Raw genomic sequence first — 25336 nt, 5'->3', positions numbered from 1 at the left:
CGCGAGCAGGAGTCAGCGTGAGACGGTGGCGCCCGACGACAGATCGGCTGCGACCTCGGCGAGGGCGTCGAGCCCGCCCTCGGCGAGGGCGCGCACGAAGGCCGAGCCGATGATCGCCCCGTCGGCGTAGGCGAGGACCTCACGCACCTGGGTGGCGGTCGAGATGCCCAGACCGACGCACGCGTACTCGACACCTGCCTCACGAAGGCGGTCGACGAGGGTGTGCGCCGCGGAATCGACGTCGGTGCGGGTGCCGGTGATGCCCATCGTCGACACCGTGTAGACGAATCCGCGGCTGGCCTCCACCGACTGGCGGAGTCGAGCCTCGCTGGAGGACGGCGCGGCGAGGAAGACCCGATCGAGGTCGGCGGCCTCGGCGGCGGCGATCCACACGGAGCCCTCGTCGGGGATGAGGTCGGGGGTGATGAGACCGGCACCGCCCGCAGCGGCGAGGTCGTCGGCGAAGCGCTGGACGCCGTACTGCTCGACCGGGTTCCAGTACGTCATGACGACGACCGGGGTGTCGACACGGGAGGTGATCTCGCGGACGGCCGTGAAGACGTCGCGGACTCGGAAGCCCTCGGCGAGTGCCTTCTGCGTGGCAGCCTGGATGACCGGTCCGTCCATGACGGGATCGGAGTACGGCATGCCCAGCTCGATGACGTCGATGCCGTTCTCGGCGAGCGTCACGGCGGCCTCGATGCTCGTCGCCAGATCGGGGAACCCCACGGGGAGGTATCCGATCACGGCGCCGGACCCGGCTTCGCGACGAGCTCGGATGGCCGCCGCCACCTTGCTGCCCGTGGGGGCGTCGGCGCCGCTCACAGCTGCTGCGCCTGCTCGTCGAGGACGCCGAAGTAGCGGCTGGCGGTCGCCACGTCTTTGTCGCCTCGGCCGCTCATCGAGACCAGGATCGTCCAGTCGGGGTGACGCTGACCGAGCTTGATCGTGCCGGCGAGGGCGTGCGCCGTCTCGATCGCGGGCAGGATGCCCTCGGTCTGAGTGAGGAGCTTGAACGCGGCCATCGCCTCGGCGTCGGTCACGGGCTCGTAGTGGGCCCGTCCGCTCTCGGCGAGCCAGGCGTGCTCGGGCCCGACGCTCGGGTAGTCGAGGCCGGCCGAGATCGAGTGGCTCTCGAGCGTCTGCCCGTCTTCGTCTTGCATGAGGTACGACTTGGTGCCCTGCAGGTTGCCGATCCGACCCAGGGTGATCGACGCAGCGTGACGACCGGTCTCCACGCCGTCTCCCCCGGCCTCGTAGCCCCAGAGCTCGACCGAGGGGTCGTCGAGGAACGCGTGGAAGATGCCCATGGCGTTCGACCCGCCGCCGACGCACGCCGTGACGGCGTCCGGGAGCGACCCGGTGAGCGCCAGGACCTGCTCGCGAGCCTCTTCGCCGATGATCTTGTGGAAGTCGCGCACCATCGCCGGGAAGGGGTGCGGACCGGCGACCGTGCCGAGGACGTAGTGCGTGGTGTCGACGCTGGCGACCCAGTCGCGCATCGCGTCGTTGATGGCGTCCTTCAGCGTGCGCGACCCGGTCGTGACCGAGACGACCTCGGCCCCGAGGAGGCGCATGCGGGCCACGTTGAGGGCCTGACGTTCGGTGTCGACCTGGCCCATGTACACGACGCAGGACATGCCGAACAGGGCGGCCGCGGTGGCGGTCGCCACACCGTGCTGCCCGGCGCCCGTCTCGGCGATCAGCCGGGTCTTGCCCAGCTTGCGGGCGAGCAGCGCCTGTCCGAGCACGTTGTTGATCTTGTGCGAACCCGTGTGGTTCAGGTCTTCGCGCTTCAGGATGACGCGCGCCCCGCCGGCGTGCTCGGCGAAGCGCGGGACCTCGGTGATGATCGAGGGTCGACCCGTGTACGTCGCGTGCAGGGCACGGAGCTCCGCCTGGAACTCGGGATCGACCGCCGCGGCCTTGTAGGCCGAGTCGAGTTCGTCGAGTGCGGCCACCAGGGATTCGGGGACGAAGCGCCCCCCGAAGGAGCCGAAGTAGGGCCCCGTCTCGTCGCGCAGTGCCATCAGACCTCCAGGAAGCGGGTGAGTGCGTCGACCGGGTCGCCGTGCGTGACGAGGGCCTCGCCCACGAGCACGACATCGGCGCCGGCGCGACGGTAGTGGGCGACGTCGTCGGGTGACGCGACGGCGGATTCGGCGACGCGGACGACACCGGACGGGATGCCGTCGGCGAGTCGACCGAACAGATCGCGGTCGAGTTCGAACGTCGAGAGGTCGCGGGCGTTCACGCCGAGCAGCTCGGCGCCGGCGTCGAGACCGCGTCGGACCTCGTCGGCCGAGTGGGTCTCGATCAGCGCGGTCATACCGAGCGACCGCACGAGCTCGTGCAGCTCGACGAGTCTGGGCTGCGAGAGGCCGGCGACGATGAGGAGGACCAGATCGGCGCCTGCGGCACGCGCCTCGAAGACCTGGTACGGGTCGGCGATGAAGTCCTTGCGGAGCACGGGGACGTCGACGACCTGTCGGACGGCCTCGAGATCGGCGAGGGTGCCCTTGAATCGGCGACCCTCGGTGAGGACGCTGATCGCGCTGGCCCCACCCGTCGCGTACGAGACGGCGAGGGAGGCGGGATCGGCGATGTCGGACAGATCGCCGCGGGACGGGCTGGCCCGCTTCACCTCGGCGATGATCTTGACGCGTTCGTCGGGTCGGAGCGCGGCCAGGGCGTCGAGTGCCGCAGGACGTTCGAGGGCGGCCGCCTCGACCGACGCGAACGGCACCAGCTCACGCCGGGCCTCGGCATCGGCCAGGGAGCCGGCGTAGAGGTCTTCCAGCACTTAGTTGTGCGCCTTCGGGACATAGCGGTGACCGCCGACGCCGTACCCGACGCGCTTGAGCACGAGCCCGACGACGAGCCCGACGATCACGAGCCCGGCGGAGGCCCAGACGATCCACGGGATGGCGAGGAAGAAGGCGACGGTGCCGATGGAGAAAGCGACCAGCATGATGATCACAGCCGTCCACGCGGCGGGCGAGTTGCCGTGACCGAGGTCTTCGGCGGCCTCGTGGCGGTCGTCGGGCTTCGTCTGAATGCTCACGGTGCTCCTTGGATCAAGATGGGACGCGACGAGTCTACCGGCTGCGGGCCGTCTCGTCGGGACTCTCGGTGGGGTCGTCCCCGCTCGAGAGGGTGTCCCAGGCGGCGGCCGGGTCGGTCGCGGGATCGGCGGCCACGAGCCGGGTCGCCGAGTACTTCCGGGTGGCCTGGGGCCACATCCCCGAGAGGACGACGACGGCGACGCCGAGCAGCGCCGAGACGATGCCGGTCACCAGCGCCACCCACGGCCAGGGCGTGGCCGAGACGGAGTCGACGAGCGACACGAGCGACTCGGCCCCCTCGACGCCGGTCGCCGTGGTGATGGGGGTTCCGGAGGCGCCGATCGGGTCGGCCAGGGATGTTCCGGCCCCGAGGGCGACGCAGACGCCGAGCAGGGTCTGCAGCACGCCGAGCACGATGCGGAAGACGCGACCCGCGATGGTCAGCGCGGCGAACAGGGCGAGGCTCGCGAGCGAGAGCGCCGACAGGGCGCCGCCGGCGACGTCTCCGCTGGCCGTCACGCGGTCGGAGCCGCCCTGGGGCAGGCTGATCGCGAGCTCGAACCACGGCTGCGTCCAGGCGAGGAGCACCACGGCAGCCAGAAGGATCCCGAGCAGGATGGTGGTGAGCTTGATGCGGCGGGCGCTCATCAGACGAGCCTCGTCATGGCGTTGGCCACGGCCACGGCACGCAAGGGGGCCGCGGCCTTGTTGCGCGCCTCCTCGTTCTCCGCGACGGGATCGCTGTCGGCGACGAGACCGGCGCCGGCCTGGACCCGCGCCGTGCCGCCCTGCAGGAGCACGGTGCGGATGGCGATCGCGACGTCGGCCGAACCGGCGAAGTCGAAGTAGCCCACGACCCCGCCGTAGACCCCCCGCTGCGCCGGTTCGAGCTCGTCGATGATCTCGAGGGCGCGGGGCTTGGGCGCGCCCGACAGGGTGCCTGCGGGGAACGTGGCCCGGAAGGCGTCGATGGCGTTGCGCCCCGGCGCGAGATCCCCCTCGACGCTCGACACGAGGTGCATGATGTGGCTGAAGCGCTCGACCTGCATGAACTCGGTCACCTCGACGGAACCCGGGGTGCAGACCTTGAGCAGGTCGTTGCGGGCGAGATCGACGAGCATCAGGTGCTCGGCTCGCTCCTTCTGGTCGGAGGCCAGCTGGTCGGCGAGCAGCTGATCCTCCTCGGGGTTGCCGCCACGCGGCTTCGAACCGGCGATGGGGTGCGTGTAGGCGCGCCGTCCGTCGACCTTGACCAGGGCCTCGGGCGACGATCCGACGATCGAGTAGGGCCGACCGTCGACGTCGTCGAGGCTCACGAGGTACATGTAAGGGCTCGGGTTGAGAGTGCGGAGGACGCGATAGACGTCGAGCGGATCGGCCGTGAGCTCGTGGTCGAACCGCTGCGACACGACCACCTGGAAGACGTCGCCGTCGCGGATGTACTGCTTCGACCGCTCGATGGCCGCCCCGTACTCGGCGTCGCTCGTGCGTCGGACCGGGTCGGGGGCGATCGTGAGATCGACGTCGGAGAGGAACGCCTCGCTGGGCTCGGCCAGACGACTCTGCAGACCGTCGAGGCGCGACTGCGCGTCGGCCCACAGGGCGTCGGAGGTGTCGGTCTCGTCGTTCAGCACCGTGGCGATCAGCATGACGGCGCCGGTGCGGTGATCGAGCGCCACCAGCTCGCTCACGAAGCTGAGGGCCTGGGACGGGACCTCGAACTCGGCGGGCGGCGCGTCGGGCAGCGACTCGAGCTCGCGGACGGCCTCCCAGCCGATGAAGCCGACGAGCCCACCGGTCAGGGGCGGCAGCTCGCGGAGGCGCGGCGTCTGCCAGCGCTCGAAGAGCGCGGAGAGCACCTCGAGGGGTCGCCCGGTCGTATCGCCCAGCGCACGCTCGCGGCTCATGCCGTAGTCGATCCATTCGACGTCGTCTCCGCGGGTGGTGAGCACGCCGAAGGAGGACACGCCGACGAACGACCAGCGCGACCAGATGCCGCCCTGCTCGGCGGACTCCAGCAGGAACGTGCCGGGTCGCCCCGCCGCGAGCTTCCGGTAGACGCCCACCGGCGTCTCGCCGTCGCCGAAGAGGTCGCGGACGACCGGGACGACGCGGTGGCCGGACAGGGCCGCGTCGAACTCGGCCCGGGAGGTGGTGCCCCGGTCAGACACGAGGATCTCCGTCGATCGACGTGGCCGTGACCGGCGACAACGGGCCGACCTCGAAGCAGGAGTGCGCGCCGGTGTGACAGGCGGCCCCGATCTGCTCGACGGTGACGAGCAGGACGTCGTCGTCGCAGTCGAGCGCCGCCGAGCGGACGAACTGCGCGTGACCCGAGGTGTCGCCCTTCCGCCAGTACTCCTGACGGGACCGCGACCAGAAGGTGACCCGGCCCTCGGTCAGCGTGCGGATCAACGCCTCGGCGTCCATCCAGCCCATCATGAGGACGTCTCGGGAGGACTCCTCCTGGATGATGGCGGGCAGCAGCCCGTCGGCGTCGAAGCGCGCGCGGGCGACGACCGGTGCGGCGGACTCGCGGGTCAGGGGGGCGGTCATGAGTGCTCCTGCGATCGACGGACCAGGATGCCGGACGCTGCCAGCTCGCGCTTGACGTCGTCGACGGTCAGCTGACCGGTGTGGAAGACGGAGGCGGCGAGCACCGCGTCGGCGCCCGCCTGGATGGCGGGGGCGAAGTGCTCGACCGCACCCGCGCCTCCTGAAGCGACGACGGGGACACGGCTGACGGCGCGCATCGATGCGACCAGCTCGAGGTCGAAGCCCTCACGGGTGCCGTCGGCGTCGATCGAGTTGACGAGGAGCTCGCCGGCACCGCGCTCGACCGCCTCTCGTGCCCAGACCAGCGCGTCGAGATCGGTCTCGGTGCGGCCGCCGTGGGTCGTCACCACGAAGCCGGACGGGGTTCGCGGGGAGCGCTTCACGTCGAGCGAGAGCACGACGGCCTGGGCGCCGAAGCGGTCGGCGATCTCGCCGACGAGGGCCGGTCGGGCGATCGCCGCGCTGTTGATGCCGATCTTGTCGGCACCCGCGGCCTGCAGACGCGAGACGTCGTCGGTCGAGCGGACCCCGCCCCCGACCGTGAGCGGGATGAAGACCTGCTCGGCCGTGGCGCGGACCACGTCGTACATGGTCGCGCGCTCGTCGACCGTCGCGGTGACGTCGAGGAAGGTGATCTCGTCGGCACCCTGCTCGTAGTAGGTGCGCGCGAGCTCGACGGGGTCGCCCGCGTCTCGGAGATCGAGGAAGTTGACGCCCTTGACGACGCGACCGGCCGCCACGTCGAGGCACGGGATGACCCGGACGGCCAGCGTCGGGTCGGCGGCGGTCATCTCAGAGCCTCGCGGCGTGGATCGGGCTGACGAGGATGGCCCGGGCGCCGAGGTCGTAGAGGGCGTCCATCACCTGGTTCGTGTCGGTCCGCTTCACCATCACCCGCACGGCCGCCCACTCGGCGTCGTGGAGGGGCGCGACCGTCGGGGACTCCATGCCCGGCGCGATCGCCGTCGCGGCGTCGAGCTTGGAGACCGGGATGTCGTAGTCCATCATCACGTACTGCCTCGCCACGAGCACGCCCTGCAGGCGGCGGTGCAGCACGGCCAGCCCGTCGACGCTCTCGTCGGAGGCGATGAGCACGGCCGTCGACTCGAGGATGACGGGGCCGAAGATCTCGAGGCCCGCCGCCCGGAGGGTGCCGCCGGTCGACACGACGTCGGCCACGGCGTCGGCGACGCCGAGGCGGACTGCGCTCTCGACCGCACCGTCGAGACCGACGAGGTTCGCGGTCACCCCGTGCGAGGCGAGGAACGAGCCGACGAGACCCGCGTAGCTCGTGGCGACCCGGGTGCCCTGCAGCTCACGCAGGTCGGTGAACCGCCCGGGAGGACCGGCGAAGCGGAAGGTCGAGCCGCCGAAGTCGAGAGGGGCGACCTCGTGCGCGGGCGAGTGCGAGTCGAGGAGGAGGTCGCGGCCCGTGATGCCGACGTCGAGCGCACCCGAGCCGACGTAGGTCGCGATGTCGCGCGGACGGAGGTAGAAGAACTCGACGCCGTTGCGAGGGTCCTCGACGTGGAGCGTGCGGGTGTCGCGGCGACCCGTGTACCCGGCCTCGCCGAGCATGGCCGTCGCGGTCTCGCTGAGGGAGCCCTTGTTGGGCACTGCTACGCGGAGCATGTGGTGACTCTGTTCTCTCTGGTCGGCCCGTCGGGGCCGGATGACGTCGGACCGCCGGTGGACGACGGTCTCGCGGGGCTGCGGAGACGGATCAGAGATGTCGGTACACGTCGGCGGGGGTCAGCCCCTTGGCGAGCATCAGCACCTGCAGGTGGTAGAGCAGCTGCGAGATCTCTTCGGAGGTCGCCGTGTCGCCCTCGTACTCGGCGGCCATCCACACCTCGGCGGCCTCTTCTACGATCTTCTTGCCGATCTGGTGCACGCCCGCATCGAACTCAGCCACCGTTCCCGACCCCTGGGGGCGGTCGCGGACCTTGTCGCTGAGCTCTGCGAACAGTTCGTCGAAGGTCTTCACGAGGTCAAGGCTACCGTCGCGGCAGCGGCACGGAGAGCCGCGATGCGCTCCGACGGCTCGCCGCCGTAGACGGCCGAGCCGGCGACGACCGTATCGGCCCCGTTCGCGACCGCCGTGACGATCGTCGTGACGTCGATGCCGCCGTCGACCTCGAGCCAGACGTCGAGCCCGGACCGGTCGACAGCCTCACGAGCGCGGGCCAGCTTGGGCATGGTCTCGGTCATGAACGACTGGCCGCCGAAACCGGGCTCGACCGTCATGACGAGGATCATGTCGAACTCGTCGAGCGTCTCGAGGTACGGCGCGATGTCGGTGCCGGGCTTCACGGCGACGGAGGCGCGAGCCCCCGTGCTGCGGATCGCGCGCGCCGTGGCGACGGGATCGGCGGCGGCCTCGGCCGAGAACGTCACGGAGAACGCACCGAGCTCGGCGTACCGAGGAGCCCAGCGGTCGGCGTCGTCGACCATCAGATGCACGTCGAGAGGCAGCGGACTGACCTGCTGGAGGCGCTCGACCACCGGGAGCCCGAGCGTCAGGTTCGGCACGAAGTGGCCGTCCATGACGTCGACGTGGACGAGATCGGCGTCGCCGATGCGATGGAGGTCGCGCTCGAGGTTGGCGAAGTCGGCCGAGAGGATGCTGGGGCTGATGCGGACGGACACCCGACGAGCCTAGCGGGGCCACCCGTCCGGCGCCGCGTCACGAGGGCGACGATCGGCGCCGCGTCAGGACGGCGAGGGTCGACGCCGCTTCTCGACGAGTGCGACGAACATCGCGTCCGTCCCGTGCCGGTGCGGCCAGAGCTGGACGTACGGCGCCGAGCCGAGGTCGACGGGTGCGCCCACGATCGTCTCCGCTGAGGCGGTCGCGTCGACGACGGCGAGGTCGTCGCGACCCCGCACGCCGGTCTCGACGATGGCCCGGGTCTCGGCGACATGAGGCGAGCACGTCACGTAGGCGAGGACTCCCCCGGGTGCCAGGGCGTCGATCGCACTGGCGAAAAGGCGGGCCTGCAGGGCGGTGAGCTCGCCGACGTCGCGGGGCTGCTTGCGCCAGCGGGCCTCGGGACGGCGGCGGAGGGCGCCGAGCCCCGTGCAGGGCGCGTCGAGAAGGATGCGGTCGAACGACTCGGGCTGCTCCGCGCCGAAGCGCGTCGCGTCGCCCTCGACCACCTGCACGCCGCCGGGGACGGGCTCGAGCGCCTGACGGACGAGTCCCGCCCGCGCCGGGACGAGCTCGTTGGCCAGGAGCCGCGCGCCGCCTCCGGCCGCCTCCGCACCGAGCAGCGCCGCCTTGCCGCCCGGCCCGGCGCACATGTCGAGCCACCGCTCGCCGTCCGCGATCGGGCGGTGGCGGCTCAGCAGCAGAGCCGCCATCTGCGACCCCTCGTCTTGAACCCGGGCGCGTCCGTCTCGGACGGCGGGGTGGCTCGCCGGATCTCCGCCGCCGCTGGTCGCCGCGACGGGCGAGAGGACGCCACCCACGCCTCCCAGTTCGGAGACCGCGGCCAGCCCCGGCAACGCCACGAGACTCACCCGCGGGGCCCTGTTGTCGGCCTCGAGCAGCTCGACGAGCTCGTCGCCCCGCCCCTCGGCGGTGAGCGCCTGACGGAAGGCCCGCACGACCCACGCCGGGTGCGACCACTCGGCGGCCAGCGCCTCGTCGGCACCCCGGGCGCCCTCGAGGACGCGTTCGCGCCAGACCCCGGGGTCGGTGCGGGAGACGGTGCGGAGGACCCCGTTCACGAAGCCGGTGCCCGATCGACTGCCGACCTCGCGGGCGAGCTCGACCGACTCGTCGACCGCGGCGTGCGTGGCGACCCTCGTCGAGAGCAGCTGATGGACGCCCAGCCGCAGGACGTCGAGGAGAGCCGGGTCGATCTTCGACACGGGCCGTCGGGCGGCGATCGCGATGACGAGGTCGTAGTACCCCTGGAGGCGCAGCGTGCCGTAGGTGAGCTCGGTCGCGAGACCCGCGTCGGCGGCGTCGAGACGGGCACGGGCGATGCGCGACGGGAGAAGCAGGTTCGAGTAGGCGTCGTCGTCGGAGACGGCGCGGAGGACGTCGAGGGCGACCCGACGGGCGGGCTGGACACGGCTCATGAGCGGTCTCCTTCGTCGAGGGGGTCGGAGGGGCGGCCGGGTCCGCCCGGGTCGGGTGCCGAGTCGCTCGCGGTCACGAGGAGGCGCGGGGCGTCATCGCCGGACAGCCCGCGGAACCAGTCGGTCGCCGCCATGGCCTTCTTGCCGGCGGGCTGGACCCTCATCAGCTCGAGGGGCGCGGTGGCCGTGCCGACGAGGAGGCGGCGGCCGGACAGCGAGAGGGCGCCGGGTGCCGGGTCGACGGCGAGATCGGGCGACTCGACGGCGCGCAGCTCGAGGATCTTGAGGCGGGCGCCCTCGAAGGGGACGTGCGCCCCTGGCTCGGGCGTGACCCCCCGCCACCGGTCGAGGACCTCGCCGGCGGGCCGCCCGAGATCGAGCGCCCCGTCGTCGAGGGTCAGTTTGGGGGCCAGCGTCACCGTGCCGGTCTGCGCGACGCCCACGGCCGTGCCCGAGGCGAGGTCGGCGACCGTGCGCTCGAGCAGCTCCGCACCGGAGACCGAGAGGTCGTCGAGCAGGCCGCCCGCGGTCTCGGCGCCGTCGAGACGCTGCTCGACGACGCCGTAGACGTCGCCGGCGTCGAGCTCGGGGACGAGCTGGAACACGACGGCCCCCGTGACCTCGTCGCCGGCCATGAGGGCGCGCTGGACGGGTGCCGCCCCGCGCCACCGCGGGAGGAGCGAGAAGTGGAGATTGACCCAGCCGAGTCGAGGCAGCGAGAGCACGGGCTCGCGCAGCAGCGCCCCGAAGGCGACGATGACGCCGAGGTCGGCGTCGAGTGCCCGGAGGTGCTCGGTCACGTCGTCGGTGATCCGACGCGCCTTGACCACGGGCAGACCGAGACGCTCGGCCTCGACGGCGACCGGTGTCTGCGTCAGCACGCGCTTGCGGCCCTGAGGGGTGTCGCTGCGGGTCAGCACCGCCACGATCTCGTGCTCGCTCTCGGCGAGGGCGCGGAGGGACGGGAGGGCGGCGGCGGGGCTGCCGGCGAAGACGAGACGCACGGGGGTTCCTGAACTCAATCGGTGAACGGCTCGACGTCGTCGAACCGCACTCTGAGTGTAGGGACGGCACGACCGCGCTTCTGACCGATGGCCTTGCGACGCTCGGTGGCCGCCCGGATCACCTGCGACCTGAGGATCTGCGCCACCTCGCCGCCGCGCCGCACGTCGAAGCGGACGATGGCGCGTACCCCGGCCTCGGGCACGTCGACGGGGCCGAGCGTCTCGGCCCGCACCTCGTCGGGGAGCTCGCCGAGGGCTCGGGCGACGGTGTCGACGGTGCCCGTCACCGTCGCGACGCGGACGGCCGGCGGGAAGCGCAGCTGCCGACGGTCGGCGAGCTCGGAGGAGGCGAAGCGGGCGAGCTCCCAGGTGGCCAGCGCGGAGGCCAGGGCTCCCCCGACCCCGACCAGCACGACGGGTGCGCGTCGAGCCGCGAGAGCCGTCGCATTGGCCCACCAGCGGAGACAGTCTTCGGCGACTCGGAGACTCTCTCTCGCCAGCATGCGCTCCCCGTCGAGGAGGAGGACCGCCCGGTAGCCGCCGGGGGCGACGGGCTCGGCACCGCGCGTGGCGACGACCAGCGCGGGCGCGTCGTCGACGTGGGTGATCGGTCGCGTGCCGTCGGCCACGATGACGCGGACCCCCGGGAAGGCCTTGCCGAGTTCGTCGGCCGTGCGGGACGCACCGGCGCCGACGGCCTTCATCGCCGTGCCCTCGCAGGTCTTGCAGTGCCAGCCGACCGCGAGTGCTCCGCACCAGGAGCAGGCGGGTTGGGCGCCCTGCTCGCGCTGGACGACCGGACCGTTGCAGCGCAGGCAGCGCGCGGTGTCGCCGCATTCGGTGCAGGCGAGCCGCGGAGAGTAGCCCGGGTGAGCCACCTGGACGAGGACCGGTCCGTGCTCGACGGCGGCTCGGGCCTCCGTCCAGGCCGTGGAGGGGATCCGTGCCCGCGCGGCGAAGCCGTCGTGCGCGGACTGCTGAGACGTCGGGATCACCTTTGGCTGGTACCGCGGATCGGGGCGGACCTCGGCGAGGAAGCCCAGCTCGACCAGGCGCTGGACGTCGGTGCTCCGGGCGTGGCCCAGGAAGACCAGGGCCGTGTCCTGCTGCGCCTGGCGGACGAGCGCGGTGTCGCGGGCGTGCACGTAGGGGCTGAGCGGCTCGGAGAAGAGAGGGTCGCCGTCGTCGAAGACGACGATGACGCCGAGACGAGCCGACGGCGCGAGGAGGACCGAGCGGTTGCCGACGATGACGACGGGGTCGTCGCCGCGGGCACGGAGGAGCGCCCGGTACCGGTCGGCGTTCGACTGCCGGGAGTCGAGACGGACGATCGCCTCGGACGGGACGACCGCGGCGAGGGCCCGCAGGACGTGATCTTCGTCTCGGTAGTCGGGGACGGCGATGATCGCGTTGTCGCCCGCCGCCAGCGCCACCGTGGCCAGCTGAGCGGCGGTGACGGCCCAGTGGCCGACCCACGCGCCGTCGTCGGCCAGTTCGACCAGCAGGGGGACGGCGTCGACGGCGGCCCGGCCCCTCGCGGGGACGAGATCGTGGAGCGAGTCGGCCCGGTACGCGGTGACGGCCTGGGCGACGACGGGCTCGGGCGCCGTGACCGGCTCGTCGGCACCCTCCGCCGCGAGGCGCGCGGCGGCCCAGGCCTTCTCGACCCGCACCTGCCGAGGAGGCACGGCGAGGCGCAGGACATCGCTCGCGGAGCCGCCGGCGCGGTCGGCCACCGCCCGGGCGAGCCGCCAGACCTCGGGGGCCAGCACGGGCACCTCGGACACGATGTCGTCGACTTCGCTGAGCTCGCCCGCATGGTCGGATCCGTCGACGACGTCGACCACGAATCCGTCGGCGATACGGCCGGCGGATCGCAGCGGTACTTTGACCCGGATGCCCGGGACGACCTGCCCGACCAGACGCGCGGGGACGCGGTAGTCGAAGAGACGATCCAGTTGCGGCAGCGGCGAGTCGACGAGCACACGGGCGACGGGCCGACCGGGGGTCTCGGCGGACGTCGCGCTCACGGGGTTCTCGGACGGCGTGGCGGGGTCACCGATGATCAGAGCCCGGCGGCGGCCCGCAGCGCGTCGACGCGGTCGAGGGCCTCCCACGTGAAGTCGGGCAGGTCGCGGCCGAAGTGGCCGTAGGTCGACGTCGCCGCGTAGATCGGGCGCAGCAGGTCGAGGTCGCGGATGATGGCCGCCGGGCGGAGGTCGAAGACCTCGCCGATGGCGTCGATGATCACCTGGTCGGAGACGTGACCCGTGCCGAACGTCTCGACGTAGAGACCGACCGGGGCCGCGCGTCCGATGGCGTAGGCGATCTGCAGTTCGAGGCGGTCGGCGAGACCTGCTGCGACGGCGTTCTTCGCGACCCACCGCATGGCGTAGGCGGCGGACCGGTCGACCTTCGACGGGTCCTTGCCCGAGAACGCCCCGCCGCCGTGCCTGCTCGCGCCGCCGTAGGTGTCGACGATGATCTTGCGGCCGGTGAGCCCGGCATCGCCCTGGGGCCCGCCGATCTCGAAGCGCCCGGTGGGGTTGATGATGAATCGCGTGCCGCTCGAGTCGAGCCCCGCGTCGGCGAGCACGGGACGGATGACGTGCTCGATCACGTCGCTCTCGAGCTGAGCGCTCGAGACGCTCGGCGAGTGCTGCGTCGAGAGCACGACGGTGTCGACCGTGACGGGCACGACGCCGTCGTAGCCGACCGTGACCTGGGTCTTGCCGTCGGGTCGGAGGTAGTCGAGCTCGCCCGTCTTGCGGACCGAGGCGAGTCGCTCGGCGAGACGGTGGGCGAGCCAGACGGGCAGCGGCATGTACTGCGGCGTCTCGTTCGTGGCGTAGCCGAACATGATGCCCTGATCGCCCGCACCCTGGCGGTTGAGGACGTCGTCGTCGCCGCCCCGCGCCTCGAGCGCCGAGTCGACGCCCTGCGCGATGTCGGGCGACTGCGAGCCGATCGAGACCTCGACGCCGCAGGTGCGGCCGTCGAAGCTGACCGCCGACGAGTCGTAGCCGATGCCGACGATGAGATCGCGGACGATCGTCGGGATGTCGACGTAGCCCTTGGTGGTGACCTCTCCGGCGACGTGCACGAGACCCGTCGTGACCATGGTCTCGACGGCGACCCGGCTGGCGGGGTCGACGGCCAGCAGAGCGTCGAGGATGCCGTCGGAGATCTGGTCGCAGATCTTGTCGGGGTGGCCCTCGGTCACGGACTCGGAGGTGAAGAGACGGAGGCCCGTCGGAGTCGTACGGCTCGTGCTGGTGGTGTCGGTCGTGGTCAAGGGGACCCCTCGTGGCTCATGGTCGGCTCGACGGATGCATCGTGCCGTGGGACGTGACGAGGCCCCGCGGGATGGTCTCCCGGGGGCCTCGTCAGAGTCTAGGACCGACCCCTGACAGCTGGTCGTCCCGTGACGTGCCGCCTGTGGGCGGCGGATGCCTAGTCGGCTGTGACGGCGAGCGGCTTGACCTCGAGCCGGTCTTCGTTGATCTCGTGCATGGCGACCGACAGCGGCTTGTCGTCGATGGTGCTGTCGACGAGCGGGCCGACGTTGTCGAACAGGCTGCCCTCGTGGAGGTCGGCGTAGTAGTCGTTGATCTGACGGGCGCGCTTCGACGCGAAGATGACGAGCGCGTACTTCGACTCGACCTTCGAGAGCAGCTCGTCGATGGGCGGATCGATGATGCCCTTGTTCTTGTCGGCCATGGTTACTCCTCGTTCGTGGTGCGTTGTCTCGGCGTGCCGACCGGGCAGGCTGAGGGGGAAGTCGTGGCGTCGATCAGTCGCGCTGTCGCGCGTCGTCGGACGCAGTCATCAATTCTACGACCTCTCGGGCCGCTTCGGCCACGTCGTGGTTGACGACCTTGACGTCGAACTCGTCTTGGGCGGCCAGCTCGACCTTCGCGGTCTCGAGTCGTCGCTGCTGCTCGGCGGCGTCCTCCGTGCCGCGGCCGATGAGTCGACGGACCAGTTCGTCCCAGGTGGGGGGGAGCAGGAACACGAGCACGGCCTCGGGCATCGCCGCACGGACGAGACGCGCCCCCTGCAGATCGATCTCGAGCAGCACGCTGCGGCCGTCGCGGAGCGCCGCGTCGATCGGAGGGCGCGGCGTGCCGTACCGGTACGAGTTGTGGACGGTCGCGTACTCGAGGAGCTCCCGCTCGCGGATCATCCGGTCGAACTCGGCGTCGTCGACGAAGTAGTAGTGCACGCCGTCGACCTCGCCCGGTCTCGGAGCCCGCGTCGTCGCCGAGATCGACAGGTGGACGTCGGGGTAGTTGTCGCGGATGTGAGCTGAGACCGTGCCCTTGCCGACGGCCGTCGGACCGGCCAGGACGACCAGACGCGATCGGAGCCGCCCGCGCGCCTCGCGATGTGCCAGCCAGTCTCCGAGCGTGCGTCGCTGCCGGACTCCGAGACCCCCGACCCGCTTGGACTCGGCGATGCCCAGATCGGTCATGATGCGCGCCGCCCGGGTCGGGCCGATCCCCGGGATGCTCGTGAGCAGCTCGCGGACGCGGAGGGTGGCCTCGGGTGCCGTGGCCTCACCGGCCCACGCCGTCTCGGCGACGTCGAGCGCCTGACGTCGTCTCTCGGCGATCGCGGACTTCACGGCGGCCCGGCCCCGACGGGCGGCGACGGCGGCGCGGGCCGCGGCCGCGCGGTCGACGGGCGGCGGCGTCAGACGAGGCATCGGCGGATCTCGTCGGAGTCGCGACGGATCGCGTCGGCGAGGTCGGACGGACCGTGCTCGAGCAGCGCCCGGGAGGTCGAGACGACGACCGAACGGCCCGCAGCGCCGAAGAGGGCGGGGATGTCGCGGTAGAGCGCGCCCTGGTGCCCGAACCCGGGCGCGAGGACGGGCGTGGTGGTCAAGCGGTCGGGGTCGACGCCGGCGGCTACGAGGTCGACCGTCGCGCCGAGCACCAGCCCCACGGAGCCGAACCGGGGTTCTCCGGCGATCTGGTTGTCGTGCAGCACGTCGTCGACGATACCGCCCGCGACGGTCGAGACCGTGCCGTCGTCGTCGGTGCGCCGCGCCGTCTGCGTGACCCGCGCCTCCGGATTGGAGGTGGCGCCGAGCACGAACACGCCCGTACCCGCGCGACGGGCTCGTGCGATCAGACCGGTCATGGAGCCGAGACCGAGGTACGGAGACACCGTCAGCGCGTCGACCCGGAGGCTCGATTCCGGATCGAACCAGGCGTCCCCGTAGGCGTCCATGGTGCTGCCGATGTCGCCGCGTTTGGCATCGCCGATGACCAGCAGCCCCGCCTGACGCGCGGCGTGCAGGACCTCTTCGAGGGCGGCGAAGCCGGCCGAACCCCACCGCTCGTAGAAGGCGACCTGCGGTTTCACGATGCCCGCGCCTCCTCGGTGCGCCGCGTCGACCACCCGCAGACCGAAGTCGCGCGCCCCGGCCGCCCCGCCCGGCAGACGCCAGGCGTCGAGCAGGTACGGGTGCGGATCGATGCCGACGCAGAGCGGGCCGAGACGGTCGAAGACCTCGCCGAGCCGCTCGCCGAAGGCCGGAGCCGAGGCCCCGGCCGTCACAGTCGGGCCGCCCGCGCGAGTCCGTAGTCTTGCAGGCTCGTGACCTCGAGCTCGGTCTGGACGGCCTCGATCGACGCGACCGCGGCACCGAGCTGGGCGATGGTCGTGAAGAGCGCCTTGTCGGCGGCGACGGTCGCCGCACGGATCTCGTAGCCGTCGGCACGGGCGCTCGAACCGCTCGGCGTGTTGATCACGATGTCGACCTCGTCGGCGTTGATCAGATCGACGACCGAGTGGCCGCCCGCGCTGAACTTCGCGACGGTGTCCGCCTCGATGCCGTTGCGCACCAGCACGGTCGCGGTGCCCTCGGTGGCGAGGATCGTGAAACCGAGCTGCTGGAGGCGCAGCACCGGCAGGACGATCGCCCGCTTGTCGCGATCGGCGACGCTCACGAAGACGGTGCCCGAGGTGGGCAGGCCGCCGTAGGCCGCGGTCTGGCTCTTGGCGAAGGCCCGCGGGAAGTCGCGGTCGATCCCCATGACCTCGCCCGTCGAACGCATCTCGGGACTCAGCACGCTGTCGACGATCTGGCCGTCCTTCGTGCGGAAGCGCTTGAAGGGCAGCACGGCCTCCTTGACGGAGATGGGCGAGTCGAGCGGGACGTCCGAGCCGTCTCTCGCCGGCAGCAGCCCGACGTCGACGAGCTCGCGGATGCTGCGTCCGACCATGACCAGCGACGCGGCCTTGGCCAGCGGGATCCCGAGCGCCTTCGAGACGAAGGGCACCGTGCGGCTCGCACGCGGGTTCGCCTCGATGACGTAGAGCACGCCGGCGGCGATGGCGAACTGGACGTTCAGCAGACCGGAGACGCCGATGCCGCGCGCGATCTCGAGGGTGGCGGCACGGACCCGGTCGATCTCGCCCTTGCCGAGCGTCACGGGAGGGAGCGTGCAGCTCGAGTCGCCCGAGTGGATGCCGGCCTCCTCGATGTGCTCCATGATGCCGCCGACGTAGAGCTCGGTGCCGTCGTAGAGGGCGTCGACGTCGATCTCGACCGCGTCGTCCAGGAACCGATCGACCAGCAGCGGCGCATCGGGGCCGATGATGGCCTGGTCTTCGACCCGGACGAAGTAGTCGGCCAGCGAGGGGCTGTCGTAGACGATCTCCATGCCGCGACCGCCGAGGACGTACGACGGGCGGACGAGGACGGGGTAGCCGATCTCCTCCGCGACCGCGACGGCGGTCTCGTAGTCGGTGGCCGTGCCGTTCTTCGGGGCGTGCAGCCCGGCGGCGTCGAGGATGCCCTGGAAGAGCCCGCGCTCCTCGGCGGAGTCGATGGCGTCGGGGCTCGTCCCCAGGATCGGGACGCCGGCGGCCTCGAGGCCCTTGGCGAGACCGAGCGCGGTCTGACCGCCGAGCTGGACGACGACGCCGACGAGCTCGCCGCTGGCGCTCTCGGCGTGGACCACCTCGAGGACGTCCTCCAGGGTGAGCGGTTCGAAGTACAGGCGGTCGCTCGTGTCGTAGTCGGTGGACACGGTCTCGGGGTTGCAGTTGATCATGATCGTCTCGAAGCCCGCGTCGCTCAGCGCGAAGCTGGCGTGCACGCACGAGTAGTCGAACTCGACGCCCTGCCCGATCCGGTTCGGGCCCGAGCCGAGGATGATCACCTTGCGGCGGTCGCTCGCGACCACCTCGGTCTCGAAGTCGTAGCTCGAGTAGTGGTACGGCGTGAGGGCCGGGAACTCCCCCGCGCAGGTGTCGACGGTCTTGAACACGGGCCGGACGCCGAGGGCGTGCCGCTCGTCACGGACCTGCTGCTCGGGCAGACCGCGCAGCTGCCCCAGCTGGGCGTCGCTGAAGCCGTGGTCCTTCGCGAAGGCGATCGTCTCGGCGTCGAGGGACTCGGTCGCGGCCACCGTCTCGGCGACCTCGTTGATCAGCACGATCTGGTCGATGAACCAGGGGTCGATCTTCGTGGACTCGAAGACCTCGTCCGCCGTCGCACCGGCGCGGAGGGCCTGCTGCACGGTGACGATGCGACCGTCGGTCGGCGTCGCGGCCAACGCGAGCAGCGCCTCCTTGTCTCCGGGGGCGCCCTGCCAGTGGAAGCTCGATCCGCGCTTCTCGAGCGAGCGCAGCGCCTTCTGCAGCGCCTGCGTGAAGTTGCGGCCGAGGGCCATCGCCTCGCCGACGCTCTTCATGGTCGTGCTGAGCGTCGTGTCGGCCGCGGGGAACTTCTCGAACGCGAACCGCGGCACCTTGACGACGACGTAGTCGAGCGTGGGCTCGAAGGAGGCGGGGGTCACCTTGGTGATGTCGTTCGGGATCTCGTCGAGCCGGTACCCGAGGGCCAGCTTCGCGGCGATCTTGGCGATCGGGAACCCGGTGGCCTTCGACGCCAGCGCGCTGGAGCGCGAGACGCGGGGGTTCATCTCGATGACGATGACGCGGCCGTTCGACGGGTCGATGGCGAACTGGATGTTGCAGCCGCCGGTGTCGACGCCCACCCGACGGATGATGTCGATGCTGATGTCGCGGAGGTTCTGGTACTCGCGGTCGGTCAGGGTGAGGGCCGGAGCGACGGTGATCGAGTCGCCGGTGTGGACTCCGACCGGGTCGACGTTCTCGATGGAGCAGACGACGACCGTGTTGTCGGCCGTGTCGCGCATCATCTCGAGCTCGTACTCCTTCCAGCCGAGGATGCTCTCTTCGAGCAGCACCTCGGTGGTGGGGCTCTGGTGCAGACCGTCGGTGACCATGCGGACGAGCTCGTCGCGCGTGTAGGCGAAGCCGGAGCCGAGGCCGCCCATCGTGTACGAGGGGCGGATCACGAGAGGGTAGCCGAGGTCTTCGGCGTACTCGACCGCCTGGTCGACGGTGCGCGCGATGTACGACTTGGCCACGTCGGCGCCCGACTCGAGCACGAGGTCCTTGAAGAGCTGGCGGTCTTCTCCCTTCTGGATCGCCTCGACCTTCGCGCCGATCAGCTCGACGCCGTGCTTGGCGAGGATGCCCTCCTCGTCGAGCTTGATGGCCGCGTTCAGGGCGGTCTGCCCGCCGAGGGTCGGGAGGATCGCGTCGGGGCGCTCCTTCACGATGATCGCCTCGAGCACCTCGGAGGTGATCGGCTCGATGTACGTGGCGTCGGCGAAGTCGGGGTCGGTCATGATCGTGGCCGGGTTCGGGTTGACCAGGATGACGCGCACCCCCTCTTCGCGGAGGACGCGGCAGGCCTGCGTTCCCGAGTAGTCGAACTCGGCCGCCTGGCCGATGACGATCGGCCCGGAGCCGATCACGAGGACGGAGTTGATGTCGGGGCGCTTGGGCATCAGATGCTGCTTTCGATGTCGGAGCCGAAGTCGACGGACTTGCCGTGCGAGCGGGCGACGACCGCCTCGCGGAAGCGGTCGAAGAGGTGGTTGCTGTCGTGCGGACCGGCGGCCGCCTCGGGGTGGTACTGGACCGAGAACGCGGGGATGTCGAGGGCCCGCAGACCCTCGACGACCTGGTCGTTGAGGCTGTAGTGGCTGACCTCGACCCGGCCGAAGCCCGCGGGCGAGTCGAGCACGCCGTCGATGGGCGCGTCGACCGCGAAGCCGTGGTTCTGGCTGGTGATCTCGACGCGGTTGGTCGTCTTGTCGAGGACGGGCTGGTTGATGCCCCGGTGGCCGAACGGCAGCTTGTACGTGCCGAAGCCGAGCGCCCGGCCGAACAGCTGGTTGCCGAAGCAGATGCCGAAGTAGGGCAGACCGTCGCGGAGAGCGCCCTGCAGCAGCTCGACCTGCGTGTCGCTCGCGGCCGGGTCGCCCGGGCCGTTCGAGTAGAAGAGCGCGTCGGGGGCGAGTGCGCGCAGCTCGTCGAGCGTCGTCGACTGCGGCAGCACGTGCACCTCGAAGCCGCGCTGGGCCAGGTAGCGCAGGGTCGAGGTCTTGACGCCCAGGTCGAGGACGGCGACCGAGCCGATGCGCTCGCCCTCGGGCTGGACCACGTAGGGCTCGAGCGTGGACACCTGGCTCGAGAGGTTGAGACCGCGCATGTCGCTGCCCGCAGCGACGAGGGCGAGCTGCTCGGCCGGGTCGAGCTCGGCGTCGGCACCGCTGAAGACGCCGCCCTTCATCGAGCCGACGTCGCGGAGGCGCCGCGTGACGGCACGGGTGTCGATGCCGCGGATGCCCACGACGCCGTCGGCGACGAGCTGGTCGTCGAGGCTGCCCTGTGCCCGGTGGTTCGACACGACGCGGCTGGCGTCGCGGACCACGTAGCCGGCCACCCAGATGCGACGCGACTCGGGGTCTTCGTCGTTAACCCCGGTGTTGCCGATGTGCGGGGCCGTCATGACGACGATCTGCCCGGCGTACGAGGGGTCGGTCAGGGTCTCCTGGTAGCCGGTCATGCCGGTCGAGAAGACCACCTCGCCGAGGGTGCGGCCGACGGCGCCGTAAGCGAGCCCGACGTACCGCGACCCGTCTTCGAGGATGAGGACGGCTTTTTCACTCACAGGTTCTCTCCAGTGCTGGTTCCGGCCCGGGGGGCCGTGGGGATGATTCCGCGGATGCCGTCGACGACCGCGGTGGGGTCGTCGACGATGCGCAGGTAGGTGTCGACGTCGGTCTCGCCGAGGGTCCAGGCGATGAGGACGAGCCCGCCCTCTTCGACGACGCGGTCGATCGTCCATGTGGCCCGGCCGACGTCGCGGATCGAGGAGGCGCGGATCAGCTTCGCCGGTTCGCCCGCGATCTCGAGGCGGACGCCCTCGACATGGACCGAGACGCCCGCGCGTCCGCGGAAGCCGAGCCCGCCGATGACGATGCGGTCGAGCGGATCGCCCGCTCGACTCGTGGCCACGTAGAAGCCGTCGGTCTCGATGCTCGGCGTGCCGAGGCCGTCGGGAGCGATCTCGGGGAGGGCGATGTCGGATTGACGTCGGCCGCGGGCACGCCACGATCGCGCCATCTGCCAGAGCAGAGCCGCGAGGAGGACGAGGACTCCGAGGCCGATCCACCAGTAGGTCATCGGGTCTCCGCCCCGGCTGTGGCCTCGACCGACACCCGGTGCGCCGCCACGGCCGCGGCGGCACGCGCGATCGTCTCGGTCTCGACCACCGCGCCGCCTTCGACGGTGGCGTAGCCCTGATGGAAGGTGGCCTCGACGCGGCCCGGCAGGACGCGGTCGATGAACGGCGAGTTGGTGCTCTTGCCCGCGAGGTGCTCGGCGGAGAAGGTGCGCGTCACGCTCCGATCGTAGAGGGTCAGCTCGGCGGGCTCTCCGACGGCGAGGGGTCGCCCCTGCCCCGAGACCCGACCGATGACGGCCGGGGTCGTCGACATGATGCGCGCGACGTCGCCCCAGCCGATGAGCCCCGTGTCGACCATCGTGTGCTGGACGACGGGCAGGGCCGTCTCGAGGCCGACCATGCCGTTCGCCGCGGCGTCCCACTCGCAGCACTTCGCCTCGGAGGTGTGCGGCGCGTGATCCGTGGCCACGATGTCGATGGTGCCGTCCGCGAGGGCCGAGCGGAGGGCCTGCACGTCGTCCTTCCCGCGAAGCGGGGGGTTGACCTTGTACCGCGAGTCGTACCCGGCCACCAGGTCTTCGGTGAGCAGCAGGTGGTGCGGCGTGACCTCGGCCGTGACGTCGATGCCCCGGGACTTCGCCCAGCGGATCACCTCGACGCTGCCGGCCGTCGAGACGTGGCAGACGTGCAGCCGGGCACCGACGTGGTCGGCGAGGAGCACGTCGCGCGCGATGATCGCCTCCTCCGCGACAGCGGGCCACCCGGCGAGACCCAGCTCGGCCGAGAGCGCCCCCTCGTTCATCTGGGCGCCGATGGTCAGTCGTGGTTCTTGGGCGTGCTGCGCGACGACTCCCCCGAAGCCCTTGACGTACTCGAGCGCGCGACGCATCAGCAGGGGGTCGCTCACGCAGTGGCCGTCGTCGGAGAACACCCGGACGGCGGCGCGGGATCGGGCCATGGCGCCGATCTCGGAGAGGTGCGTCCCCTCGAGACCCCGCGACACGGCGCCGATCGGTCGGACGGTCACGTACCCGGCCCGGTCGCCGAGCGCCTGCACCTGCTCGACGACCCCCGCGGTGTCGGCCACCGGCGACGAGTTCGCCATCGCGTTGACCGCGGTGAAGCCCCCCGCGGCGGCGGCACGCGAGCCGGTCAGAACGGTCTCGCTGCCCTCGCCGCCCGGCTCCCGGAGGTGCGTGTGGAGGTCGACGAGACCCGGCAGGACGAGGAGCCCGTCGGCGTCGACCACGGTGGCCCCGACGGCGCTGAGACGCGTGCCGAGCTCGACGACCACGCCGTCTCGGACGAGGACGTCGGTGCGGTCGCCGTCGACGGTCTCGACGGCGCGGATGATCTGGGTGGTGGTCACAGGGAGTCCTCCCGGTCGCCGGCGAGTGTGAGGTAGAGCACGGCCATGCGCACGGCGACGCCGTTGGCGACCTGCTCGCGGACGGTCGATCGCGGCGAGTCGGCGGCCTCGTCGCTGATCTCCAGACCGCGGTTCATCGGCCCGGGGTGCATCACGACGGTCTCCGGCGGCAGCGCACGGAACCGTGCGGCGCTCAGCCCCCAGGCGCGGGCGTACTCGCGGGCGTTCGGGAAGAACGCCTCGTTCATCCGCTCCTGCTGGATGCGCAGCATCATGACCACGTCGGGTCGCACCTGGAACAGGGCCTCGTCGAGGTCGTAGTGGACGTCGACGCCGAATCGGCTGACGTCGACGGGCAGGAGCGTGGGAGGCGCGACCACCGTGACCTGGGCGCCGAGCGTCCGCAGCAGCCAGGCGTTCGACCGGGCCACCCGCGAATGCAGGATGTCGCCGACGATGACGACCCGCAGACCGTCGAGGTCGCGACCCCGACTCGCGGCGCCGTGGACCCGGCGTCGCATCGTGAACGCGTCGAGCAGCGCCTGGGTCGGGTGCTCGTGCGTGCCGTCGCCGGCGTTGACGATGCCCGCGTCCACCCAGCCGCTGTCGGCGAGCACCCGGGGAGCCCCGGAGGACGGGTGCCGGATCACGATGCCGTCGGCGCCCATCGCGGCGAGCGTCTGCGCCGTGTCCTTCAGGGATTCGCCCTTCGACACGCTCGAGCCCTTCGCCGCGAAGTTGATGACGTCGGCGCTGAGTCGCTTCGCCGCGGCCTCGAAGGAGATGCGCGTGCGTGTGCTGTCTTCGTAGAAGAGGTTGACGACCGTCGTCCCGCGCAGCGTGGGCAGCTTGCGGACCTCGCGGGTGCTGACGTCGGCCATGTCCTCCGAGATGTCGAGGATGCGCAGGGCATCGTCGAGTCCGAGGTCGGAGGTGCTGAGCAGGTGCCTCATGCGTGAGCACCCGCGCCGACGGCACCCTCTGTCGCCGCGCCTCCTTCGATGGCGACCAGCTCGTCCGCATCGACGCCGGCGAGCCGGACGTAGATCCGCTCCGCGGTCGAGGTCGGCAGGTTCTTGCCCACGAAGTCGGCCCGGATCGGCAGCTCGCGGTGGCCCCGGTCGACGAGGACGGCGAGGCGGACCGCACGCGGCCGGCCGAGCGAGCTCAGGGCGTCGAGCGCCGCCCGGATCGTCCGCCCTGAGTACAGGACGTCGTCGACCAGGACGACGGTCTTGCCGTCGATGCCGCCGACGGGCAGCGACGTGGGCCGGGAGGCGCGGGTCGGCTGGCTGCGGAGGTCGTCGCGGTACATGGTCACGTCGACCGACCCGACCGGGATCGGCTCGCCCGAGATCGTCGCCAGAGACTCGGCGATGCGCTCGGCGAGGACGACGCCACGGGTCGGGATGCCGAGCACGACGAGGCCGGAGGCGCCCCGGTTCGACTCGAGGATCTCGTGGGAGATGCGCGTCAGAGCGCGCGCGATGTCAGCCTGACTCAGCACGGTACGGGTGCTCAATCGGACCCCCTTCCCCGCCTCTCTGGACGGAACTTAAAGGATGTCGGATGTCGGGATGGTGGAGCTGCGGAGAGGCCCGGCGACCGTGCGGTCGCCCTACGGCCCCTCGGTTCGGACCAGCCTAGCTGCTGGCGGCGATGCGGCCGAGCAGACCGTTGACGAAGACGGCGGAGTCGTCGGTGCTGAGCGACTGAGCCAGCTCGACGGCCTCGCTGATGGCGACGTGGTCGGGGATCTCGTCGTTGTGACCGAGCTCCCAGATGCCGATGCGCAGGATGGCCCGGTCGAGCGTGGGCATCCGGTTGAGGGACCAGCCCTGCGAGTACGTCTCGATGAGCTCGTCGATCTCCGAGCGGTGGTCGATGACCCCCTGGACGATCTCGCGGGCGTAACCCCAGCTCGAGCTGCGCTCGGGTTGGCCCATGGCCCGGGTGGTCTCCATGACGAGGGCGTCCGTCATGCTGATCTCGCGGATGTCGGCGACGTACAGGACGTCGAGGGCGCGCTTGCGCGCCTTGGTGCGGGCACTCACTGCTGTGGACGACCCGGACTAGCTGACGCGGCCGAGGTAGCTGCCGTCGCGGGTGTCGACCTTGACCTTGGTGCCGTTCTCGAGGAACAGCGGGACCTGGATCTCGTAGCCGGTCTCGACCGTCGCCGACTTGGTGCCGCCCGTGGAGCGGTCGCCCTGCAGACCCGGCTCGGTGTACGTGACCTCGAGGATGACCGACGCGGGCAGCTCGATGTAGAGCGGCGTGCCGTCGTGGAGGGCCATCTGCACGTTCTGGTTCTCGAGCATGAAGTTCTTCGCGTCGCCGACCACCGTCGCAGGGACGTTGATCTGGTCGTAGTCGCTGGTGTCCATGAACACGTAGCCGTCGGCCTCGGCGTAGAGGTAGGTGAACTCGCGACGGTCGACGTTGGCGAAGTCGATCTTCGTGCCGGCGTTGAACGTCTTGTCGACGACCTTGCCCGACATGACGTTCTTCATCTTCGTGCGGACGAACGCGCCACCCTTGCCCGGCTTGACGTGCTGGAACTCGATCACGTTCCAGAGCTGGCCGTCGAGGTTGAGGACGGCACCGTTCTTGATGTCGTTTGTAGTCGCCATGCGCGCGGGGTCCGTTCGGAGTCGGTGGGTGTCGGCCGGATGAGGCCATCGACGAGTGTAGCGGACCCGTCGAGCGCGGACTCGGAGCGGAACCC

Annotated in this window: 26 protein-coding genes; all 26 read right to left on the bottom strand. The window is 71.2% G+C overall.

The genetic code is table 11. The features are described from left to right. Window positions 1-12 precede the first annotated feature (12 nt). Window positions 13-825 (bottom strand): tryptophan synthase subunit alpha, encoded by an 813-nt coding sequence (gene trpA, locus SOM11_RS03320; protein WP_414655443.1) that lies wholly within the window; start codon window positions 823-825, stop codon window positions 13-15. Next, window positions 822-2030 (bottom strand): tryptophan synthase subunit beta, encoded by a 1209-nt coding sequence (gene trpB / locus SOM11_RS03315; protein ID WP_243213402.1) that lies wholly within the window; start codon window positions 2028-2030, stop codon window positions 822-824. The genes trpA and trpB overlap by 4 nt, the downstream gene beginning before the upstream one ends. Further along, the gene (gene trpC, locus SOM11_RS03310) at window positions 2030-2803 is read right to left on the bottom strand and encodes an indole-3-glycerol phosphate synthase TrpC (RefSeq protein ID WP_192060331.1); all 774 of its coding nucleotides are present in this window, start codon (window positions 2801-2803) and stop codon (window positions 2030-2032) included. The genes trpB and trpC overlap by 1 nt, the downstream gene beginning before the upstream one ends. Beyond that, window positions 2804-3058 carry a DUF6704 family protein gene (locus SOM11_RS03305; RefSeq protein WP_192060587.1) on the bottom strand — a complete coding sequence of 85 codons (255 nt, stop codon included), beginning with the start codon at window positions 3056-3058 and terminating at the stop codon, window positions 2804-2806. A gap of 40 nt (window positions 3059-3098) precedes the next feature. Continuing rightward, the gene (locus SOM11_RS03300; RefSeq protein ID WP_192060330.1) at window positions 3099-3713 is read right to left on the bottom strand and encodes a Trp biosynthesis-associated membrane protein; all 615 of its coding nucleotides are present in this window, start codon (window positions 3711-3713) and stop codon (window positions 3099-3101) included. After that, complete coding sequence (locus SOM11_RS03295; protein WP_320477350.1) at window positions 3713-5242, bottom strand: anthranilate synthase component I; 1530 nt, start codon at window positions 5240-5242, stop codon at window positions 3713-3715. The genes SOM11_RS03300 and SOM11_RS03295 overlap by 1 nt, the downstream gene beginning before the upstream one ends. Then, complete coding sequence (gene hisI, locus SOM11_RS03290) at window positions 5229-5621, bottom strand: phosphoribosyl-AMP cyclohydrolase (RefSeq protein ID WP_320477183.1); 393 nt, start codon at window positions 5619-5621, stop codon at window positions 5229-5231. Before hisI ends, SOM11_RS03295 begins: the two co-directional genes overlap by 14 nt. Next, complete coding sequence (hisF, locus tag SOM11_RS03285; protein ID WP_320477182.1) at window positions 5618-6412, bottom strand: imidazole glycerol phosphate synthase subunit HisF; 795 nt, start codon at window positions 6410-6412, stop codon at window positions 5618-5620. Before hisF ends, hisI begins: the two co-directional genes overlap by 4 nt. Before the next feature lies 1 nt (window position 6413). Further along, on the bottom strand, window positions 6414-7253 hold the full coding sequence (gene hisG / locus SOM11_RS03280; protein ID WP_243213393.1) for an ATP phosphoribosyltransferase: 840 nt from the start codon (window positions 7251-7253) through the stop codon (window positions 6414-6416). Between the two features lie 91 nt (window positions 7254-7344). Then, window positions 7345-7608 (bottom strand): phosphoribosyl-ATP diphosphatase, encoded by a 264-nt coding sequence (locus SOM11_RS03275; protein WP_320477181.1) that lies wholly within the window; start codon window positions 7606-7608, stop codon window positions 7345-7347. After that, window positions 7605-8270, bottom strand: coding sequence for a ribulose-phosphate 3-epimerase (gene rpe, locus SOM11_RS03270; protein WP_192060325.1), 666 nt, complete (start codon window positions 8268-8270; stop codon window positions 7605-7607). The genes SOM11_RS03275 and rpe overlap by 4 nt, the downstream gene beginning before the upstream one ends. 63 nt (window positions 8271-8333) lie before the next feature. Continuing rightward, window positions 8334-9710, bottom strand: a complete 1377-nt coding sequence (locus SOM11_RS03265; RefSeq protein WP_320477180.1) for an RsmB/NOP family class I SAM-dependent RNA methyltransferase — start codon at window positions 9708-9710, stop codon at window positions 8334-8336. Then, on the bottom strand, window positions 9707-10714 hold the full coding sequence (gene fmt, locus SOM11_RS03260; protein WP_320477179.1) for a methionyl-tRNA formyltransferase: 1008 nt from the start codon (window positions 10712-10714) through the stop codon (window positions 9707-9709). Before fmt ends, SOM11_RS03265 begins: the two co-directional genes overlap by 4 nt. A gap of 14 nt (window positions 10715-10728) precedes the next feature. Beyond that, complete coding sequence (locus SOM11_RS03255; RefSeq protein ID WP_320477178.1) at window positions 10729-12744, bottom strand: primosomal protein N'; 2016 nt, start codon at window positions 12742-12744, stop codon at window positions 10729-10731. A gap of 35 nt (window positions 12745-12779) precedes the next feature. Beyond that, complete coding sequence (metK, locus tag SOM11_RS03250; protein ID WP_243213383.1) at window positions 12780-14009, bottom strand: methionine adenosyltransferase; 1230 nt, start codon at window positions 14007-14009, stop codon at window positions 12780-12782. A 158-nt stretch (window positions 14010-14167) separates the two neighbouring features. Next, the gene (gene rpoZ / locus SOM11_RS03245; RefSeq protein WP_192060321.1) at window positions 14168-14434 is read right to left on the bottom strand and encodes a DNA-directed RNA polymerase subunit omega; all 267 of its coding nucleotides are present in this window, start codon (window positions 14432-14434) and stop codon (window positions 14168-14170) included. A 73-nt stretch (window positions 14435-14507) separates the two neighbouring features. Continuing rightward, window positions 14508-15422, bottom strand: a complete 915-nt coding sequence (gmk, locus tag SOM11_RS03240) for a guanylate kinase (RefSeq protein ID WP_192060320.1) — start codon at window positions 15420-15422, stop codon at window positions 14508-14510. Next, the gene (gene pyrF, locus SOM11_RS03235; RefSeq protein WP_320477177.1) at window positions 15410-16282 is read right to left on the bottom strand and encodes an orotidine-5'-phosphate decarboxylase; all 873 of its coding nucleotides are present in this window, start codon (window positions 16280-16282) and stop codon (window positions 15410-15412) included. Before pyrF ends, gmk begins: the two co-directional genes overlap by 13 nt. Then, window positions 16279-19554, bottom strand: a complete 3276-nt coding sequence (carB, locus tag SOM11_RS03230; RefSeq protein ID WP_320477176.1) for a carbamoyl-phosphate synthase large subunit — start codon at window positions 19552-19554, stop codon at window positions 16279-16281. The genes pyrF and carB overlap by 4 nt, the downstream gene beginning before the upstream one ends. Then, window positions 19554-20723, bottom strand: a complete 1170-nt coding sequence (gene carA, locus SOM11_RS03225; RefSeq protein WP_192060317.1) for a glutamine-hydrolyzing carbamoyl-phosphate synthase small subunit — start codon at window positions 20721-20723, stop codon at window positions 19554-19556. Before carA ends, carB begins: the two co-directional genes overlap by 1 nt. Beyond that, a complete protein-coding gene (locus SOM11_RS03220) occupies window positions 20720-21238 on the bottom strand; it encodes a hypothetical protein (RefSeq protein WP_192060316.1) in 519 nt (172 codons plus the stop codon). The genes carA and SOM11_RS03220 overlap by 4 nt, the downstream gene beginning before the upstream one ends. After that, complete coding sequence (locus SOM11_RS03215) at window positions 21235-22608, bottom strand: dihydroorotase (RefSeq protein ID WP_320477175.1); 1374 nt, start codon at window positions 22606-22608, stop codon at window positions 21235-21237. Before SOM11_RS03215 ends, SOM11_RS03220 begins: the two co-directional genes overlap by 4 nt. Then, the gene (locus tag SOM11_RS03210; protein ID WP_192060314.1) at window positions 22605-23561 is read right to left on the bottom strand and encodes an aspartate carbamoyltransferase catalytic subunit; all 957 of its coding nucleotides are present in this window, start codon (window positions 23559-23561) and stop codon (window positions 22605-22607) included. The genes SOM11_RS03215 and SOM11_RS03210 overlap by 4 nt, the downstream gene beginning before the upstream one ends. Next, window positions 23558-24130 (bottom strand): bifunctional pyr operon transcriptional regulator/uracil phosphoribosyltransferase PyrR, encoded by a 573-nt coding sequence (gene pyrR / locus SOM11_RS03205; RefSeq protein ID WP_192060313.1) that lies wholly within the window; start codon window positions 24128-24130, stop codon window positions 23558-23560. The genes SOM11_RS03210 and pyrR overlap by 4 nt, the downstream gene beginning before the upstream one ends. 121 nt (window positions 24131-24251) lie before the next feature. Then, entirely contained in the window at window positions 24252-24662 is a 411-nt protein-coding gene (nusB, locus tag SOM11_RS03200; RefSeq protein ID WP_192060312.1) for a transcription antitermination factor NusB, read from the bottom strand. A gap of 18 nt (window positions 24663-24680) precedes the next feature. After that, on the bottom strand, window positions 24681-25241 hold the full coding sequence (efp, locus tag SOM11_RS03195; RefSeq protein WP_055797347.1) for an elongation factor P: 561 nt from the start codon (window positions 25239-25241) through the stop codon (window positions 24681-24683). Between the last annotated feature and the right edge of the window lie 95 nt (window positions 25242-25336).

Source organism: Frigoribacterium sp. CFBP9029 (genome assembly GCF_034045305.1).
Classification (GTDB): Bacteria; Actinomycetota; Actinomycetes; order Actinomycetales; family Microbacteriaceae; genus Frigoribacterium.
This window is presented reverse-complemented; position numbering and strand designations above follow the sequence as displayed.